Origin of the sequence: Streptomyces sp. JW3 (genome assembly GCF_052216785.1) — a bacterium.
Taxonomy (GTDB): Bacteria; Actinomycetota; Actinomycetes; order Streptomycetales; family Streptomycetaceae; genus Streptomyces.
Genome location: NZ_JBQOUX010000014.1, coordinates 38,781 through 55,574 on the forward strand (window position 1 = coordinate 38,781; position 16,794 = coordinate 55,574).

Genomic DNA, 16,794 nt, shown 5'->3' on the forward strand with positions numbered 1-16,794 from the left:
AATAACCCTGGAACACCGCCGCTGTGCGCATTTCCCGGTTTTCCCGGCAATCCGCCGCACCCCCTGGATTGAAACACAACGGTCACACTTGGAGACGCACCAGCATAGTGCGCGCATATCTTGTGGTACCTCTTCGAGTACTGCGGATTCAGGCGCAGCCTAGGGGGACGAACATGAGTGCGCTACGCACGACGACCGTCACGGGATCGCTGATGGTGGCATCTTTTTCGGCGGCCTTGATCCTTGCTCCGGTCGCCGTCGCCGAGGACGACGGGCCGGGGAGCGGCAAGGGGGGAAAGGCGGTCGACGCGGCACCGGCGGGTGTCGAGTTGACCACGACACTGTCCGAGAAGATCTCGGTCGACAACGGCTCGGGAAAGACGGATCTCACCGCGACGGTGAAGAACGGGGGAAGCGCGGACAGCGGAAAGATAAAGCTGTGGGTGGCGGGTTTCGAGGGACTCACCGTCAACGGGGTCGAAGGCTGTTCCGCGATCGCGGAAAAGAATCTTCCGGCGGGTTCGAACAGCGGTTACAGCTGCGACATCGAAAATCTCGCGGCGGGCGGGACGAAGTCGTACGCGGTCGACGCGACGTACGACCTGGACGCGCAGGGGAAGATCTGTCTGCCGGTGCTGAGCGGGGACGGGAAGAAGACGTTCTGGCAGCAGGGTCCGGTGCCGTTCGGGACCACCAACCCGTCGCCGGACGCCCCCGCCACCCCGCTGCTGCTGGGCACGGACAACGAGCCGGTGGTGCCGGGCGGCGACGACGGCGGGCAGGACGAGGACGAGCTGCCCCGGACCGGTGCCGGGGGCGGCGCCGTACTGCCGCTGGGCGCGGCCGGCGCGGCGCTGGCCGCGGCGGGGGCGGCCGGGATGTGGTGGGCGCGGCGGCGGCCCGCGCGGTAGTCGGACCGCGGGCGGCCCGCACGGCAGTCGGGCGGCACGGCAGTCGGGCGGCGCGGCCCGGCACGCGTGCGGCCCGCCGGTCGTCCTGCGGACCGGCGGGCCTCACGAGGGCGCGGTACCCGGCGTCAGCGCCGGTCGGCCAGCTTCCAGGCGGTGGGCAGCACGCCCATCGCCAGGGCCGCCTTCACGGCGTCGCCGATGAGGAACGGGGTGAGTCCCGCCGCGATCGCGGCGCCGGCCGACATGCCGGTGGACAGGGCCAGGTACGGGACGCCGACGGCGTAGATGATCGCCTCGCCGAGCAGCATCGCGCCGGCCGTCCGCCAGGCGGAGCGGTCGGCGCCGCGGCGGGCCAGGGCGCCCATGACGGAGGCGGCGAGGATCATGCCGAAGACATAGCCGAGGGACGGCATGGCGGCGCCGGCGGCACCGCCCGCGAACCACGGCACGCCCGCCATGCCGACCAGCGCGTACAGCGCGAGCGAGAGGACGCCGCGGCCGGCGCCGAGGGCGGTGCCGACCAGCAGCGCGGCGAAGGTCTGGCCGGTCACCGGCACCGGGGAGCCGGGGACGGGCACGGCTATCTGGGCCGCGAGGCCGGTGAGCGCGGCGCCGCCGGCCACCAGCGCGGCGTCCCGCACTCGGGAGGCGGGGAGCAGGTCGGCGAGGACCCGGCCGGGACGGGCGAGGACGGTGGCGGTGCTCATGGGGCCTCCGCGGGCGGTGGTGGACAGTTCGGGAACATCGTGACGCTATACCGCCGCACTGACACGGATCACCGTCGGCGCCCCACAAAGGCGGCGGCCGGGGCTTGGTCGGCTTCGGACAACGGGGGCGGACTACACCGTTCCGGAGGTGACACCGGTCACGTGAGTACGGTGACGTGGCTCGCGGGGGCTGCCTCGCGCCGCACACCTGCCGTGTCGGTCGTGCCGTCGCGCCATCTGTCGATGATCGCCCTGGACGGGGCGATCGGGGCGGGGCTGTTCGCGGGGTCCGGCGCCGGGACAGCCGCCGCCGGACCCTCGGTCGTCATCTTCCGCAGCGCCGCCGCGCCGACGGCTAGCCACCACCTCCCCTCCCGCCTCTCCTGCTGCTAGCGTGCACTTGCAAGCTTCTTGCAATAAGAGGTCGGAGGGGATCGATCCGTCATGCCCGTGTACACGCTTCCTGAACTGCCGTACGACTACGCCGCGCTGGCCCCCGTGATCAGTCCCGAGATCATCGAGCTGCACCACGACAAGCACCACGCGGCGTACGTGAAGGGCGCCAACGACACCCTGGAGCAGCTCGCCGAGGCGCGCGACCAGGAGCGGTGGGGATCGATCAACGGCCTGGAGAAGAACCTCGGCTTCCACCTGTCCGGGCACATCCTGCACTCGGTCTACTGGCAGAACATGACCGGCCCGAAGGACGGCGGCGGCGAGCCGCTGGCCGCCGACGGGGTGGGCGACCTCGCCGACGCGATCACCGAGTCCTTCGGCTCCTTCGCCGGCTTCAAGGCCCAGCTGACCAAGGCCGCCGCGACCACGCAGGGCTCGGGCTGGGGCGTCCTCGCGCACGAGCCGCTCAGCGGCCGGCTGATCGTCGAGCAGGTCTACGACCACCAGGGCAACGTCGGCCAGGGGTCGGTGCCGATCCTGGTCTTCGACGCCTGGGAGCACGCCTTCTACCTCCAGTACCGCAACCAGAAGGTCGACTTCATCGACGCCATGTGGGCGGTCGTCAACTGGCAGGACGTGGCCCGGCGGTACGCGGCGGCCCGGTCCCGTGCGGATGTGCTGCTGCTGGCGCCCTGACCGCCCGGCGAAGCGTCCCGCCTCGTGATCGTCTTCTCACCCTTCACGACGGCGGGCGGCGGAACGGGAGCCCCCGCGAGGACGTGACTCGCGGGGGCTCCCCGGGTTTTGGGCCCGCGCGGGGGATTGACGCCGGATCGGGGCGCGCGCAAGGTCCGTAGGATGAGCGATCCGTTACGTGTCGTGGCCGCCGGGGACGACGTCGTCCCGCCGGCGCTGATCGCCCGCGCGATCGGTGCCGAGCTGCGCGAGAGGCCCGTGTCCCTGCGTGACCTCACCGCCGCCGCCGAGGACGAGCTGGCCGAGGCGCTGCGCGCCGGCGCCGAAATCCTGATCACCCGGGACACCCCCGTCACCGAGCGCGTCCTGGACGCCTGCCCGGCGCTGCGGCTGGTCGTGGTGTGCCGGGGCGGGCCGCCGCCGGTCGACCTGGACGCGGCCAAGCGGCACGACGTGACCGTCTGCCGCACCCCCGGCAGCGAGGCCGCCGCCACCGCCGAGTACACCCTCGCGCTGATGCTGTCGGCGCTGCGCCGCATCCCGCGCGCCCACGAACTGCTGGTGCGCGGCGGCTGGGCGGACGCGGCCCGGCACGCCCGCGAGCACGGCGGCCTGGAGCTGGAGGACCTGCCGGTCGGCGTGGTGGGGCACGGTGCGGTCGGCGGCCGGGTCGCCCGGGTGCTGTGCGCGTTCGGCGCGCAGGTCATGGTCTACGACCCGTACGTCCGGGGCGAGATCCACGGGCTGCGGGTGCCGTCCCTCGACGTCCTGCTCGGCCGTTCCCGGGTCCTCACCCTGCACGCCCGCCCCGAACCGGACGCCCCCGCCGTGATCGGCGCCCGCGAGCTGGCGCTGCTGCCGCGCGGGGCGGTGGTGGTGAACACCGCGCGGGGCGCGCTGCTGGACGAGGACGCGCTGTGCGACGCGCTGGAGAGCGGGCAGGTGTCGGCCGCCGCCCTGGACTGCCACGTCCGCGAGCCACTGCCGAAGGACGCCCGCCTGCTGGCCTTCACCGACCGGGTGGTCCTCACTCCGCACCTGGGCGGCACGTCCCGGGCGGTGGCCGAGAAGGCGGCGCGGGCGGCGGCGCAGGAGGTGGTCCGCTGGACGCGCGGGCAGGCGCCGGCGCACCGCCTCACCTGAAAGAGGACCGGATGAAAGGGGACCGGATGAAAGGGGACCGGTTGAAAGGGGACCGGATGAGCCACAAGGCGTGCCCGACCTGCGGCACCATGCAGGATTTCCGGCAGCTCACCGGCGAGGAGAAGGCGGCGGTGCGCGAGGAGAAGGGGGACCGGTACTACGTGGGCGACCTGTGGCGCTGCGGTGCCGCGGGCTGCCGCTGGTACCAGCCGTTCTTCCGCACGTCCGGCGGCGGCCTGCTGCCCGAGCGGTTCGGACAGCCGGCCGCCGCCGAGGACGCCTAGAGGTTGCTGAAGTCCGGGCCCTTGGTGCGGGTTCGCTTGATCTCGTAGAAGCCGGGAACCGAGGCGACCGCGAGGGTGCCGTCCCACAGGCGGGCGGCCTCCTCGCCCTTGGGGGCGGGGGTGACGACCGGGCCGAAGAAGGCGAGCTGCGTCCCGTCGGCGCCGGGGACGGCGATGACCGGGGTGCCGACCTCCTGGCCGACCTTGTCGATGCCCTCCTGGTGGGAGGCGCGCAGCTGCGGCTCGTACGGTGTGCCGTCCCAGTGGTCCATCAGGGAGTCGGGCAGGCCCGCCTCCTTCAGCGCGGCGGCGGTGGCCTCCTTGGTCGGGCCCTCGCCCTGGTTGTGGAAGCGGGTGCCGAGCGCGGTGTACAGGGCGCCGAGGACCTCGGGGCCGTGCTCCTCCTGGGCCGCGGCGACGACGCGGACCGGGCCCCACGCCTTGGTCGCGAGCATCTCGCGGTACTCCTCGGGGAGGTCGTCGAGCTTGTCCTCGTTGAGCACGGCCAGGCTCATCACGTGCCAGCGCACCTCGATGTCACGGACCTTCTCCACCTCCAGCACCCAGCGGGAGGTCATCCAGGCCCAGGGGCACAGCGGGTCGAACCAGAAGTCGACGGGGGTCTTCTCCGACATGTCTCTCCTCGTAGGGCACGTGGTGCGGCGAACGTGGTGCGCATGGTGCGGCGGACGACGCCTCATTGAACACCGGGCCGGGCCGCGCCCATTCCCCGGCTGTCCGCCGTCAGGGGCACATGGGAGGATCGGTGCTGTCCACATCCTGAACACGTGCCGAGGGAGTGCCGCCCGTGCCCGGTGAGAATCTGTCCCGCGACGAGGCCCGGGAGCGGGCCGCCCTGCTGTCCGTCGACGGGTACGAGGTGTCCCTCGACGTGCGCTCGGCGGTGGGCGAGCACCACGGGGACGGGCCGCGCACCTTCCGGTCCGTCACCACGGTCCGGTTCCGCTGCAACGAGCCGGGCGCCGCGAGCTTCGCCGACCTGATCGCGCCGAGCGTGACCGCCGTGTCGCTCAACGGCCGCGACCTCGACCCGAGCGAGGTCTTCGACGGCTCCCGGATCGCCCTGGAGGACCTGGCCGCCGACAACGAGCTGGTGGTCGACGCGCGGTGCGCGTACTCCCGTACCGGCGAGGGCCTGCACCGCTTCGTCGACCCCGAGGACGGCGAGGTGTACCTCTACACCCAGTACGAGCCGGCCGACGCGCGGCGGGTCTTCGCGGGCTTCGAGCAGCCGGACCTGAAGGCGCCGTTCCGGTTCGAGGTGCGGGCGCCGCAGGAGTGGACGGTGTGGTCGGGCGGCGCGGGCGAGCGTGTCGACGGGGTGTGGCGGTTCGCGGAGACGAAGCCCGTCTCGACGTACATCACGTGCGTGGTGGCGGGTCCGTACCACTACGTGACGGACTCCTACGAGCGCGTCCTCGCCGACGGCACCCGGCTGGAGATCCCGCTCGGCGCGCTGTGCCGCAAGGGGCTGGCGCCCTACTTCGACGCCGACGACGTCTTCCTGATCACCAAACAGGGGCTGGACTTCTTCCACGACCACTTCGACTACCCGTACCCGTTCGGCAAGTACGACCAGGCGTTCGTGCCGGAGTACAACCTCGGGGCGATGGAGAACCCGGGGCTGGTGACCTTCCGGGAGGAGTACATCTTCCGCGGGAAGGTGACCCGGGCGTCCTACGAGGGCCGCGCCAACACCATCCTGCACGAGATGGCGCACATGTGGTTCGGTGACCTGGTCACCATGGAGTGGTGGGACGACCTGTGGCTGAAGGAGTCCTTCGCGGACTTCATGGGCACCTTCGCCAACGTCGGCGCGACCCGCTTCAAGGACGCCTGGATCACCTTCGCCAACCGCCGCAAGGCATGGGCCTACCGCGCCGACCAGCTCCCCTCCACCCACCCGGTCACGGCCGACATCCGGGACCTGGAGGACGCCAAGCTCAACTTCGACGGCATCACGTACGCGAAGGGGGCCTCCGTCCTCAAGCAGCTCGTGGCGTACGTCGGTCAGGACGCGTTCCTGGAGGGCGCGCGGCGCTACTTCAAGCGGCACGCGTACGGCAACACGCGCCTCGGCGACCTGCTGTCGGTGCTGGCGGAGACCAGCGGCCGGGACATGGCGGCCTGGGCCCGGTCCTGGCTCCAGACAGCCGGGGTGAACGCGCTGACCCCGCAGGTGCTGCTCACCACCGACGGACGGATCGACGAGCTGGCGGTGGTGCAGGAGGCGGCTGTCATCGCCCCGGCGGAGCATCCCGAACTGCGTCCGCACCGGGTGGCGGTGGGCCTGTACCGGCGGGGCGAGGGCGGCGCGCTGGAGCGGTACGCGCGGGCCGAGGCGGACGTCGACGGGCCGCGTACGGTGGTGGCCGAACTGGCCGGGCAGCAGGCACCCGAACTGGTCCTGGTCAACGACGACGACCTCACGTACTGCAAGATCCGGTTCGACGCGACCTCGCTGGCCGCGCTGCGGGCCGGGCTCGGCGACCTGACCGACCCGCTGGCCCGCGCGCTGTGCTGGTCGGCGCTGTGGAACATGACCCGGGACGCGCTGCTGCCGGCCCGGGACTTCATCGACCTGGTACTGCGGTTCGCGGGGCGCGAGTCGGAGATCGGCGTGCTCCAGATGCTGCACGCCTGGGCCGACTCGGCGCTGACCCACTACGCGGCCCCCGAGTGGCGGGGGACCGGCGGCCGGCTGCTGGCCGAGGGCGCGCTGCGGGAGCTGCGGGCGGCGGCGCCGGGCGGCGAGCCGCAGTTGGCGTGGGCCCGGTTCTACGCGGCGGTGGCCGCCGAGGAGGCGGACCTGGCGCTGCTGCGCGGGCTGCTGGCGGGCACCGAGAAGATCGACGGGCTGGACGTCGACCAGGAGCTGCGCTGGGCGTTCCTGGAACCGCTGGCCGCGCACGGGGCGGCCGACGAGGCGGTGCTCGCCGCCGAACTGGCCCGGGACGACACCGCGTCCGGCAAGCGGCATCAGGTGCGGTGCCTGGCCGCCCGGCCGTCGGCGGCGGTGAAGGCGCAGGCGTGGGCGCAGGTGGTGGAGTCGGACGCGCTGTCCAACGCGCTGGTGGAGGCGACGATCGCGGGCTTCGCCCGGCCGTCGCAGCGGGAGCTGATCGCGCCGTACGCGGAGAAGTACTTCGCGGTGATCGAGCGGGTGTGGAGCGAGCGGTCGATCCAGATCGGGATGGATGTGGTGCGCGGGCTGTTCCCGGGGCTCCAGGACTCGCCGGAGACGCTGGCGGCGACGGATGCCTGGCTGGCGGCCCATGAAGGGGCCGCGCCCGCGCTTCGGCGGCTGGTGCTGGAGGCTCGGGACGACTTGGCGCGGGCGTTGCGGGGGCAGGAGTGCGACAGCCGAACTGGCGTCCTTTAGTGCCGCCTTGTCCGGATTCGACGGCAGCCTTGTAACAGGGGTTAAGGGGCGGATCGGGCATGGGAAGTTCCCCGGCATGACGCACAACACCCCGCTCTCCCCCCGCCCGCCGCACCACCTGGCCGTCGAGGCCGACGCGCGGTGCCGGCCCGGCGGCCCCTGGCAGCAACTGCTGCCCGGGGTCGTCCTGCTCCGCCCCGGACCACCGACCAGCGAGGAGCGGCTGCACGCCGTACTGCTGTACACGGCACGGGAGCGGACCGCGGGCGTCCTGCCGGTCCAGCCGGGGCCGGGCGCGCCGGAGCGGCCCGAGGCGATGATCACGGGGCTGGCCGCGCTGACCCTGCACGGTGTCACCGGCGCTCCGCCGCTGCCGTCCCTGGAGGTCATCGACGTCCTGGTGCCCCGGCAGCGCCGGCTGCGGTCGGCCGGCTGGGCCCGGATCGTCCGTACGGCCGCGCTGCCCGAGGCGCAGAGCGTCACCGGTGTGCCCGTGGCGCCGGTCGCGCGGGCCCTGGCCGACGCGGTGGCGGGGCTGACCGACGCGAAGACCGTGCACCGGCTGATGACCGAGGCGGTACGCGGCGGCCACTGCGAACCGACCGCGCTGGTCCGGGAGTTGCGGCGGGCCCGGCTGCTGAGCCGGCCGCACGTGGTGGACGCGGTGGAGTCGCTGGTGGCCGAGGGGCGGGCGCTCGCGGAGGAGCGGCTGTACCGGATGGTGCGGGAGTACGGACTGCCGGACCCGGTCTGGAACGTCGACCTGCGGCTGCCCGGCGGTCCCCATCTGGGCGGCCTCGACGCGTACTGGCCGGAGCAGGCGGTCGCGCTGGAACTGGACACCCGCGCCCACCGGCACGACACGCCGGCCTCCCGGGGGGCCCGGCGGCGCGCGCACCTGGAGCGGCTGGGCATCACCGTCGTCCAGCTCACGCCGCGGGGGCTGCGGGACCGGCCGGAGCAGCAGGCGGTGGTGGTGCGGACGGCGCTGATGGCGGCGGGCGACCGGGAGCCCGCCGCGTACGTGGTGGTGCTGCCCCGGTAGTCAGCTCTGCTGCGGGGTGTCGTCCTGGCCGAGGTACTGGTTGCCGTTCAGGACGGCGTAGACGGTGGCGCCCTGGTCCGCCGTGTTGTTCATGACCGGGCCGGCGGGCTGCGGGGCCGGGCCGGGCGGGCGGGCGTCGACGTGGTTGCCGTCGCCGACCACGACGGGGCCGTGGGCGTCGCCGCCGATGCGGACGGAGTTGTTGCTGCCGGGCTGCTGCTTCTTGGGGGACATCGGTGGGCTCCTCAGGACAGTCTGGTCAGGGTGTACGAGCCGCAGCTGTAGCACTGCGCGCCCTCTTGGTAGGCCGACGTCATCTCCGCCGAGTACTCCGCGGTGTCCGGGTCCGAGCCGATCGTGACCGAGATGGCGGCGTTCCCGACCGGCCCCCCGGCGCAGGTGGCGTCATTGACGTCGTAGATCGGTTGGGTGGCGCTGTAGGTGCTGCCGCCGCCGGTGTACTCCGTGGTGTGGCTCTCGCCGCAGTTGTCCTGCCACGAGGACGTGTAGGTGTCCGAACCCGACTCCGTGAACTGGACCATGCGTCCGTCGCTGAACTGCCACACGCCCGCGAGTCCGGTCGGTTCCGGCGTCGGTGTCGGTTCCGCCTCGTCGTAGATGCTCGTGTCCGGCGGTGTGTAGGGGGCGGAGTAGCTCGGGGACGGGGCGGTGGTGGTGGACGAGGTGTGCTGGGCGTCCTGGTACTGGTCCACGGCGACGCCGCCGATGACGACGGCGGCGACGGCCGCGAGGACCTTGAGGGCCGCGGCGGCTCCGGTGCTCACCGGTGCGGCCGCGCCGGTCGCGCCGGTCGCGGCGTGTGCGGCGTGCGCGGCGTGCACTGCGGACAGGTCGGGGGGCGGGGTGGTGGTCGTGGCGTGCAGGGAGTACGGGTCGGTGCCGGCCGGCGCGTGCGCCGTCGAGGCGGCGGACGGGTCGGGCCCGGGTGGGTTCACCGCCTGGCCCGCCGACGCGTCGCCTCCCGGCGGATTCACGCCCTGCCCCGCCGAGCCGTCGCCTCCTGGCGGATTCGCTCCTTGCCCCGCCGAGCCGTCGCCTCCTGGCGGATTCGCTCCTTGCCCCGCCGAGCCGTCGCCTCCCGGCGGATTCGCTCCTTGCCCCGCCGAGCCGTCGCCTCCCGAGGGCCCGGTCGCCTGGCCGCTCGTCGGGTCGGGCCCTGACGGGGCCGTGGGTGGCTGTGCCGATGCCGGGTCCGGGGACGACGGGCCGGCCGGGGTGGCGGCGGTGCCTCCGTCGGGGGACGGGGCGGCGGGGGTCGGGTCGGCGGGCGGTGGCTGCTGGGGCAGGTACTGCTGGGCCGCCGACGCCGCCTGAGCGCCCTGGCTGTCGCCCAGGTCGTGCCAGAGTTTGACCGCGCCGGCCAGGAGCACCCCCGCGGCGACCCGGTTGCCGGTCAGCGCCGCGCGGACGCCCTGCTCGTGCGTGAAGTACGCCTCCGCCCACCGGTCCTCGGCCCGCCGTGCCGCCGGCAGGCCGCGGTCGAGGAGGCGGCCCCAGACGCCGAACCGCAGCGAGCGGGCCAGCGCCGGGGAGGCGGCGCGGGCGACCCGGACGGCGAGGTCCGGGCGGCCGGCCCGGTCCGCGAGCTCGGCGACCCGCTCCAGCGCGCCGGTGTGCGCGGCGACCTGGGCGGGGCTGGTGGTGGCCTGCCCGGCCCAGCGCGCGAAGTGGTGGCACAACTGCTCCACGGAGAACGGCGCGGGCCCGCCGTGCTCCCGCAGTGCCGGTACGACGTCCGTGACCACCCGGTAGCCGCGCTCCGTCTCCTCGGCCAGCCCGAGCACGGCGAGCGAGGCGTACAGCGCGCCGGGGTCCTCGGCGCCGTCCAGCAGCCCCAGGTGCGCGGGGTCGACCTCGGCGCCGCCGAGGATGCCCAGGAGGTGCAGGGCGCGCCGGGCCGGGGCGTCGAGCCGGGTGAGCAGCGGCGGCAGCAGTTCGGCCACCGCGCCGGGCCGGGGCAGCGCGGCCGCCGGGTCGAGCCGGGCGAGGGCCGCCGCCCGCAGCAGCGGCAGGGGGCGGCCGGCCGCGGCCTCCCACAGGGCCGCGGCGACGTCCTGCTCGTCGGCCTCCACCACGTGCCGGCCCAGCTCCCGGCCGAGCAGTTCCATCGCCGCGTCCAGGTCGACGCCGGCCAGCCGTCGCGCGGTGCCGTCGTCGCCGAGCAGCGAGCCCTCCCGGGAGGCGAGGACGAAGGTGGCGTCGGGCGCGGTGTCCATGAGGGCGCGCAACTGGGCCGGGGTGTAGTCGGCGTTGTCGACGTACACCGTCGCTTTGAGGCCGGTCATGAGGCGGCGCAGGTCGCTGGTGGCGGGGGCGTAGCCGCTGGTCTCGTAGCAGGCTTCGAACATGTCCTGGGCGAGGTCCTCGGGTTCGCGCCGGGCGGCGTCGAGGAAAAGCACCCCGTGCTCGCCGGGCGGCAGCGCGCGGGCCGCGTAGCGCAGCAGCGCGCTCTTGCCGACGCCGGGCTCGCCCCACAGCTGCACCGTCTCGCCGGCCGCGACGGCGGCGGCGAGCACGGCGAGTTCGGCCTCCCGGCCGAGCGGCGGGCGTTGCCGGCGCGGCAGCAGCGCGACCGTGCGCCGGCGCTCGGGGCGCGGCCGCCGGCCCGCCATGAGCACCGTCACGGTGGACCCGTGGTCCGCGTCGATGACGAGGTTGTGGGAGCCCACCACGACCGGCGCGTTGGCGTCCCCGTCGATGTCGGCCCGGTTCCCGCCGGGCGGGTCCACCTCGGCCGCGTTCCCGTCGTTCCCGTCGTTCCTGTTGTTTGCGTCGTTTGCGTCGTTTGCGTCGTTTGCGGTCATCGTCACCCCGTTGTCGTGCTGTCCGACCGTCGAACGACCCGTCACGCTAGCCCCGTACGTCGGTCCGGCCCCCGTAGATTTACGGTTTCCCGGTGGCCCGCGCAGGGCTGCCACCGACCTCTCACAAGTGGCGCTCAGCGTTCCGCGTAGGCGATGGCGTGCAGCCGGCGCAGGTCGTCGACGCGGATGGAGCGGTAGCCGGGGGTGACCACCTCGGTCTCCCGGAACCGGCGCAGGGTCTTGTGCACGCTGGGTTCCGAGGCGCCCGCGAGGGTGGCCAGTTCCTGCTGGGTGATCGGCCAGCGGATCTCGGCGCCCGCGCCGGCCGGTGCGCCGTACGCGAGGGCCAGGTGGTGCAGGACCCGGGCCACCCGGGTGGCCGCGTCACAGCCGGTGAAGGTGACCCGGTGGGTGGTGGCGGCGCGCAGTTTGGCCACCACGGTCTGCTGGAGGGCGTGGGCGATGCGGTGCTCGGCGCGGGTGCAGGCGTCGAGTTCGGCCCGGGTGACGCTGCGCGCGAGCACCGGTCCGCAGGCGGTCACCGTGGCCGAGCGGGGGCGGCCGTCGACGGCGGCGAACTCGCCGACGATGTCGCCGCCGACCCGGACGGCCAGCAGCGCGTCGCGGCCGTCGTCGGCGTGCGCGGTGACCTTGACCAGGCCGTTCAGCAGGATCAGTACGTGGTCGGTGCGGTCGCCCTCGCGCAGCAGCACCCGCCCGGCCGGGTACGGCACCCGCGTGCCCAGCTCCAGCAGCCGCCGCCGGTCGGCCGGGCCGAGGCCGCCGAGCAGGGTGCCGGGCGGCCAGTCGCCGTCCGTGCGGCCTGCGTCCATCGGTTCCGCCTCCCTCTGGGGTCCGTTCGTGCCGCCCGGACCAGTGTGCGCACCAGAAAGGTCCCGGCACCCCAGTACTCCCCGTATTCCTACGGGTTGTTCGCACGGCCCCCGGGTCACACTGGGGCAGGGGGAGCCGGCGCGGGGCCCGTCACGCACGGGCTCCGCGCCACCGGTCGACCGAGAAGGGCGCGTGCCGCGTGGAAGAGCAGGCCGAAGAGCAGTGGGAGTACCGGGCCGTGCTGGCCGTGGACATCGAGAAGTCGTCGGGGCGCGGCAACGTGCCGCTGCTGCGCAACCGGGAGACGTTGCGGTCGGTGCTGCGCACGGCCTGCGCGCGGGCCGGCGTGGACTGGGCGGCGTGCCCGCGCGCCGATCTGGGCGACGGGCTGCTGCTGGCCGCGCCCGCCGGGACGCGGAAGGCGAACCTGGTCCATCCGCTGGTGCGCGAACTCGCCGGGCTGCTGACCGACCACAACGCCGCCGCCCCGGGTGACGCCACCCGCATCCGGGTCCGCGTCGCCCTGCACGCCGGGGAGATCTGTCTGACGCCCGGCGGCGAGGTGGCCGGGAGCCCGCTGGAGACGCTGGCCCGGCTGCTGGACGCCCCGGCGGCGCGCGAGGCACTGGCCGCGGCGCCGGCCGGCGTCCCGCTCTCCCTCCTGATGTCGCAGCACTTCTACGACGAGACGGTGCGGCACGGCTACGACGGCATCGATCCGGGCCAGTTCCACCGGGTGGACGTCAAGGTGAAGGAACTCGCCACCCAGGCGTGGCTGCACACCCCCGGCTGGACCCCGCCGCGCCCGAAGCCGCCCGCCCGGCCGGCCGGCGGCGCCACGATGACCAACACCGCCTCGCACGGCGGCGCCGTCTACGCCAACCAGAACGGCGACCAGCACATCACCGTCACCCGAGACCGCTGAAGGAGCGCCGATGAACGACGAACTCTCCCTCGCCGCGGAGACCGGAACCGCCGCGCTGGTCGCCGCCATGGCCACCGACCTGTGGCAGGAGACCCGCAACGCGGTCACCGCACTGTTCCGTCGCCCCGGCGACGACCGGCCGGCCCCGGCGGAACACCGGCCCGACGACGCCCCGCCCGTCCTCCGGCAGACGAACACCGCACGGGACGGCGCGGCCGTCTTCGCCGTACAGCACGGCACCCAGCACGTGCACGGGCGGGGGTGAGGCGGGCAACGGCGTCACGCGTCTCCCAGGGGCGCCGCCAATCGGGCACGCACCGTCTTGCCGACGTCCCCGCGCGAGAACCACTCCAGCTCCGTCGCCAGTCCCGCCACGACCAGCAGCCCCCGCCCACCCTCACCCTCCGGGTCCACCCTCGGCTCGGGGAACGCCGGTACTGGGTCCGACACCTCGACCGTCAGCACCCGGTCCGCCGACTCCCGCATCCCGAGCCACAGTTCGTGCCCCGGCAGCCGCCCATGCCGCACGGCGTTGGCAACCAGCTCCGAGGCGACCAGCACGGCGTCGTCCACATCTCCGCCCCACTCCCACATCGTCAGCCGACGGCGCACCTGAACACGGGCCAGCCGCACGCTGCGGGGGACCATGGGATACCCCATGGACCAGTCGTGGAGGAGGGCGGTGGAAGGCAGGGGGCTGGGCATCGGTGGTCCTTTCGTGCCGGTTGTCCGACCAGCGTGTTCGTCCCGCCCTGGTGGTCACAATCGAACGCGCGCTGAAAATTCAGCGGTGGAGAAAGTGGACTATGCCGGAATCCGCGCGATCGGCTGCGCCCACCGCACACCGAGTGTCACACTCCGCACACGGAACCAAGCACAACGTGCTGGAGTACAAGGGCGGTGCACATGGCTGCGAAGCGCGGACGTACGGCGCAACGGCTCGAACTCGGTCTGCAACTGCGCCAGCTGCGCGAGAACTGCGAGACGGAACAGGGAACCGGACTGACCCGGAAACAAGCAGTGACGGGGTTGCGGATCTCCGAGGCATCCCTGCAACGCATCGAGACCGGCTCGCTCAACTTCCGGTTCGTCGGCGACCTGCGGAAGCTGCTCACCAAGTACGGGGTCACCGACGAGGACGTCATCGAGTCGCTGATCAGTCTCAACCGGGAGTCCAATCAGCAGGACTGGCTGACCCAGTACCGAGGGCTCATGCCCGCCGGGATGCCGGGTTTCGTCGGGCTCGAACCGGAGGCCCAGGCCATGAAGGCGTACCACCCGACGCTGGTGTACGGCCTGCTCCAGACCGAGCGCTACGCACGCGCCGTCCACGACGTGCAGAAGTCGGTCGAGGAGTACACGACGGAGTTCATCCGGAACAGCGTGGAGCTACGGATGAGACGTCAGGAGGTGCTGACCCGGGAGACCCCCGTGAAGCTGCACGTCATCCTGGGGGAAGCTGCCCTGCGCTTTCCGATCGGAGGCGCCGACGTCCTGCGTGAACAGTTCCGGCGTATCGAGGAGTTGGCCACCTGGGAGCACATCACCATCCAGGTGCTGCCCTTCCGCACCGGTTACCGCTCGATCAACGACTTCGCGATCCTCGACTTCGGCGCCGGATTCCCACCGCGTGTGCAGACGGACAGCGCCTGGGGGTCCGTGTCGACGTCGGACAAGCCACGCGAAGTCGACCGGTTTCGGCGCCGGTTCGACGCCATGACAGCATCGGCCCTGTCACCCGAGGACACCCCCGAGTTCCTCCACCGACTAGACCGGGAGCTGTGAACCGTGACCACAACCGAACCCGCCTGGTTCAAGTCCTCCTACAGTGACGCGGGCCAGAACTGCGTCGAGGCCGCCCTCCTCCCCTCCGCCATAGCCGTCCGCGACTCCAAGCACCCCGCCGGCCCCGCCCTGCACCTCTCCCCCACCGCCTGGCAACCCTTCCTCACCCACCTCACCCAGCGGGACCTCGGCTGAGGCCGTCTCAGGACGTGCCGCTCGGGATCACGCAGTTCTTCGGCTGCGGGGTGCCGGTGGGCCAGCCCAGGCCGACGAACTGCAATGTGCCGACCGAGCCCTGACCCGGCCTCAGTTCGACCACCGCGACCGGCTTGTCGTACGGATTTCCGCCGCTGGTCAGGCAGATCAGGCCGCTCGTGCCCCGCACCCGGTGCGCCGACTGGAGTTTCGACCACTCCTGGCTGACGTCCGCGAGGCTGGGCGCCTGCTCGGCGTTGTTGCCCTGCATCTCGTGCAGGGCGGTGCCGATGGTGACCAGGCCGTCGTGGACGAGCATGGTGCGGGAGTCCTTCAGGTCCGGGGTGGAGCCGAGGTCCGTGCCCGCCTTGCTCACGCTCTCGATCAAGTCGTCGAGTGCGTCCAGGGCCGCCTTCGGCTCCGTGAGGTACTGGGGGAGTTCCGCCGCGGTCGGCTCGCGGTCGTGGGTCGCCCGCCACCGCTCGGTCCAGGCGGCCAGTTCGGTGTCCCAGGCATCCGGGTGCGCGGGGGCGGCGTACTGGACCGTCACCTTCGCCGCGCCGTCCTCGCCGCCCAACTGCGCCCAGTCCCGCTCGGTCATGGTCTGTCGCAGCGAGGCGGCGTCGGAGCCGCTGACCAGGGTGAAGTGCCGGTCGGCGCAGGTCTGTTTGGCGAGCGTCAGCGCGAAGATCCGCAGGTGCAACGTGCGCCCCGCGAAGTAGACGGTGTCGGCCGCGGACTGGCAGATGTTGTTGGCGATCTGCTCGAACACGCTGCCGGTCGAGCCGGCCTCGTCGATCCCCGGCGATTCGAAGGGCGAGTCGGCGGGACCGGCCGGGCCCGTCTCCTCGATCCCCCGGAACGCGCTCGCCAGCGACTCGACGTAGGCGTCCGGGCGGGTGTCGTAGACCAGCACCGTCCGGGCGTTCCGCCGGCCCCGCTCGCCGTTGAAGTTGGCCAGGGCCTCGGCCGCGTCACCGTTGGTGGCGATGATCCGGGCCAGGCCGGGGAACCGTTGCTTCTTCCCGTCGACGTTCGCGATCCCGTCTCCGCTGATCCGGGAGGCGAGCACCGGGACGCCGCCCTGTGTCAGACGTTCGACGGCCTGCTGGGTGGCGTCGAGGCTGAGGTTGAAGCCCGTGACGGCCCGCAACTTGTCCTGGCCGGACGCGGCCATGTCGAGCAGCGTGCTCACGACCTTGTCCTGATGGCCGTAGTTCTGCCCGGGGTTGGCCAGCACGAGCCGGATCTTGGGCACGATGCCCTCGCCCGAGTTGGCCTGCCGCTGTCCCAGATACGCGCCCTGGAGGTCGCTGCGCATCTGCCGCCGCAGTCCGGGCGTGTCCGACTGGAGCGGCAGCATCATCGCCACGGTGACGTGCGGCTGGTCCGCGATCCTGTCGTTCTCCGCCGCGATGGCCTTGGCCACCGCGCTGATCGTCGATGTGCCGAAGTCGTAGCCCGAGCCGTCGACCCCGACGCACTCGTCGCCGATCTTCTCGACGCCCTCGTGGCAGGTGTCCGGCTTCTGCAGGGCGGGCACGCCGTACAGACCGGCGGCCAGCAGCACCGCCACGCCCGCCAGCGCGTACAGGATCTTCCCCCACCTGGGCAGTCGGTTCCAGCCGGGTAGCCGGATGGCCAT

General features: G+C 73.0%; 18 protein-coding genes. 11 read left to right on the plus strand and 7 right to left on the minus strand.

The features are described from left to right. The first annotated feature begins 173 nt into the window (after window positions 1–173). Entirely contained in the window at window positions 174–911 is a 738-nt protein-coding gene (locus ACTT8P_RS08705) for a hypothetical protein (protein WP_442830956.1), read from the plus strand. A 125-nt stretch (window positions 912–1,036) separates the two neighbouring features. Here ACTT8P_RS08705 and ACTT8P_RS08710 read toward each other — a convergent pair whose 3' ends face one another. Continuing rightward, window positions 1,037–1,618, minus strand: a complete 582-nt coding sequence (locus ACTT8P_RS08710) for a biotin transporter BioY (RefSeq protein ID WP_442830957.1) — start codon at window positions 1,616–1,618, stop codon at window positions 1,037–1,039. A gap of 162 nt (window positions 1,619–1,780) precedes the next feature. Between ACTT8P_RS08710 and ACTT8P_RS08715 the strand changes: the two genes are divergently transcribed. From ACTT8P_RS08715 to ACTT8P_RS08730, 4 genes are all read left to right on the plus strand, one after another. Beyond that, on the plus strand, window positions 1,781–2,011 hold the full coding sequence (locus ACTT8P_RS08715) for a hypothetical protein (protein ID WP_442830958.1): 231 nt from the start codon (window positions 1,781–1,783) through the stop codon (window positions 2,009–2,011). 51 nt (window positions 2,012–2,062) lie between these two features. Further along, window positions 2,063–2,710 carry a superoxide dismutase gene (locus tag ACTT8P_RS08720; RefSeq protein ID WP_442830959.1) on the plus strand — a complete coding sequence of 216 codons (648 nt, stop codon included), beginning with the start codon at window positions 2,063–2,065 and terminating at the stop codon, window positions 2,708–2,710. Between the two features lie 162 nt (window positions 2,711–2,872). Then, window positions 2,873–3,853 (plus strand): NAD(P)-dependent oxidoreductase, encoded by a 981-nt coding sequence (locus tag ACTT8P_RS08725; RefSeq protein ID WP_442830960.1) that lies wholly within the window; start codon window positions 2,873–2,875, stop codon window positions 3,851–3,853. Window positions 3,854–3,909: 56 nt separating this feature from the next. Beyond that, window positions 3,910–4,137: a hypothetical protein gene (locus ACTT8P_RS08730; RefSeq protein WP_442830961.1), complete on the plus strand. Its 228-nt coding sequence runs from the start codon at window positions 3,910–3,912 to the stop codon at window positions 4,135–4,137. On the opposite strand, the gene ACTT8P_RS08735 is transcribed toward ACTT8P_RS08730, so the two are convergent. Continuing rightward, window positions 4,134–4,772: a mycothiol-dependent nitroreductase Rv2466c family protein gene (locus ACTT8P_RS08735; RefSeq protein WP_442830962.1), complete on the minus strand. Its 639-nt coding sequence runs from the start codon at window positions 4,770–4,772 to the stop codon at window positions 4,134–4,136. The genes ACTT8P_RS08730 and ACTT8P_RS08735 overlap by 4 nt on opposite strands. Window positions 4,773–4,945: 173 nt before the next feature. Here ACTT8P_RS08735 and pepN point away from each other — a divergent pair, with 173 nt between their 5' ends. Both pepN and ACTT8P_RS08745 read left to right on the plus strand, forming a co-directional pair. Continuing rightward, window positions 4,946–7,540, plus strand: a complete 2,595-nt coding sequence (gene pepN / locus ACTT8P_RS08740; RefSeq protein ID WP_442830963.1) for an aminopeptidase N — start codon at window positions 4,946–4,948, stop codon at window positions 7,538–7,540. A 76-nt stretch (window positions 7,541–7,616) separates the two neighbouring features. After that, a complete protein-coding gene (locus tag ACTT8P_RS08745) occupies window positions 7,617–8,585 on the plus strand; it encodes a hypothetical protein (protein ID WP_442830964.1) in 969 nt (322 codons plus the stop codon). Here ACTT8P_RS08745 and ACTT8P_RS08750 read toward each other — a convergent pair whose 3' ends face one another. The 3 genes from ACTT8P_RS08750 to ACTT8P_RS08760 all read right to left on the minus strand — a co-directional run bounded on the left by ACTT8P_RS08750 (window position 8,586) and on the right by ACTT8P_RS08760 (window position 12,243). Then, the gene (locus ACTT8P_RS08750; protein ID WP_442830965.1) at window positions 8,586–8,819 is read right to left on the minus strand and encodes a hypothetical protein; all 234 of its coding nucleotides are present in this window, start codon (window positions 8,817–8,819) and stop codon (window positions 8,586–8,588) included. It abuts the gene before it with no gap. A gap of 11 nt (window positions 8,820–8,830) precedes the next feature. Beyond that, complete coding sequence (locus tag ACTT8P_RS08755) at window positions 8,831–11,410, minus strand: ATP-binding protein (protein WP_442830966.1); 2,580 nt, start codon at window positions 11,408–11,410, stop codon at window positions 8,831–8,833. Window positions 11,411–11,544: 134 nt separating this feature from the next. Beyond that, the gene (locus ACTT8P_RS08760; RefSeq protein ID WP_442830967.1) at window positions 11,545–12,243 is read right to left on the minus strand and encodes a Crp/Fnr family transcriptional regulator; all 699 of its coding nucleotides are present in this window, start codon (window positions 12,241–12,243) and stop codon (window positions 11,545–11,547) included. A gap of 200 nt (window positions 12,244–12,443) precedes the next feature. Between ACTT8P_RS08760 and ACTT8P_RS08765 the strand changes: the two genes are divergently transcribed. Beyond that, window positions 12,444–13,169: a hypothetical protein gene (locus ACTT8P_RS08765; RefSeq protein WP_442830968.1), complete on the plus strand. Its 726-nt coding sequence runs from the start codon at window positions 12,444–12,446 to the stop codon at window positions 13,167–13,169. Between the two features lie 10 nt (window positions 13,170–13,179). Then, complete coding sequence (locus ACTT8P_RS08770) at window positions 13,180–13,434, plus strand: hypothetical protein (RefSeq protein WP_442830969.1); 255 nt, start codon at window positions 13,180–13,182, stop codon at window positions 13,432–13,434. A gap of 14 nt (window positions 13,435–13,448) precedes the next feature. Here the strand turns inward: ACTT8P_RS08770 and ACTT8P_RS08775 are convergent, their stop codons facing one another. Beyond that, window positions 13,449–13,874 (minus strand): ATP-binding protein, encoded by a 426-nt coding sequence (locus ACTT8P_RS08775; RefSeq protein WP_442830970.1) that lies wholly within the window; start codon window positions 13,872–13,874, stop codon window positions 13,449–13,451. Window positions 13,875–14,075: 201 nt separating this feature from the next. Between ACTT8P_RS08775 and ACTT8P_RS08780 the strand changes: the two genes are divergently transcribed. Continuing rightward, complete coding sequence (locus tag ACTT8P_RS08780; RefSeq protein ID WP_442830971.1) at window positions 14,076–14,954, plus strand: helix-turn-helix domain-containing protein; 879 nt, start codon at window positions 14,076–14,078, stop codon at window positions 14,952–14,954. 3 nt (window positions 14,955–14,957) lie between these two features. After that, entirely contained in the window at window positions 14,958–15,149 is a 192-nt protein-coding gene (locus ACTT8P_RS08785; protein ID WP_442830972.1) for a DUF397 domain-containing protein, read from the plus strand. A 7-nt stretch (window positions 15,150–15,156) separates the two neighbouring features. On the opposite strand, the gene ACTT8P_RS08790 is transcribed toward ACTT8P_RS08785, so the two are convergent. Beyond that, complete coding sequence (locus ACTT8P_RS08790) at window positions 15,157–16,794, minus strand: amino acid ABC transporter substrate-binding protein (protein WP_442830973.1); 1,638 nt, start codon at window positions 16,792–16,794, stop codon at window positions 15,157–15,159.

What these genes read in the sequence shown, in the direction of transcription:
- ACTT8P_RS08705 (WP_442830956.1), top strand. Translation starts at nt 174, where the DNA reads ATGAGTGCGCTACGCACGACGACCGTCACGGGATCGCTGATGGTGGCA.
- ACTT8P_RS08710 (WP_442830957.1), bottom strand. Translation starts at nt 1,618, where the DNA reads ATGAGCACCGCCACCGTCCTCGCCCGTCCCGGCCGGGTCCTCGCCGAC.
- ACTT8P_RS08720 (WP_442830959.1), top strand. Translation starts at nt 2,063, where the DNA reads ATGCCCGTGTACACGCTTCCTGAACTGCCGTACGACTACGCCGCGCTG.
- ACTT8P_RS08725 (WP_442830960.1), top strand. Translation starts at nt 2,873, where the DNA reads ATGAGCGATCCGTTACGTGTCGTGGCCGCCGGGGACGACGTCGTCCCG.
- ACTT8P_RS08730 (WP_442830961.1), top strand. Translation starts at nt 3,910, where the DNA reads ATGAGCCACAAGGCGTGCCCGACCTGCGGCACCATGCAGGATTTCCGG.
- ACTT8P_RS08735 (WP_442830962.1), bottom strand. Translation starts at nt 4,772, where the DNA reads ATGTCGGAGAAGACCCCCGTCGACTTCTGGTTCGACCCGCTGTGCCCC.
- ACTT8P_RS08745 (WP_442830964.1), top strand. Translation starts at nt 7,617, where the DNA reads ATGACGCACAACACCCCGCTCTCCCCCCGCCCGCCGCACCACCTGGCC.
- ACTT8P_RS08750 (WP_442830965.1), bottom strand. Translation starts at nt 8,819, where the DNA reads ATGTCCCCCAAGAAGCAGCAGCCCGGCAGCAACAACTCCGTCCGCATC.
- ACTT8P_RS08755 (WP_442830966.1), bottom strand. Translation starts at nt 11,410, where the DNA reads ATGACCGCAAACGACGCAAACGACGCAAACGACGCAAACAACAGGAAC.
- ACTT8P_RS08760 (WP_442830967.1), bottom strand. Translation starts at nt 12,243, where the DNA reads ATGGACGCAGGCCGCACGGACGGCGACTGGCCGCCCGGCACCCTGCTC.
- ACTT8P_RS08770 (WP_442830969.1), top strand. Translation starts at nt 13,180, where the DNA reads ATGAACGACGAACTCTCCCTCGCCGCGGAGACCGGAACCGCCGCGCTG.
- ACTT8P_RS08775 (WP_442830970.1), bottom strand. Translation starts at nt 13,874, where the DNA reads ATGCCCAGCCCCCTGCCTTCCACCGCCCTCCTCCACGACTGGTCCATG.
- ACTT8P_RS08780 (WP_442830971.1), top strand. Translation starts at nt 14,076, where the DNA reads ATGGCTGCGAAGCGCGGACGTACGGCGCAACGGCTCGAACTCGGTCTG.
- ACTT8P_RS08790 (WP_442830973.1), bottom strand. Translation starts at nt 16,794, where the DNA reads ATGGCCATCCGGCTACCCGGCTGGAACCGACTGCCCAGGTGGGGGAAG.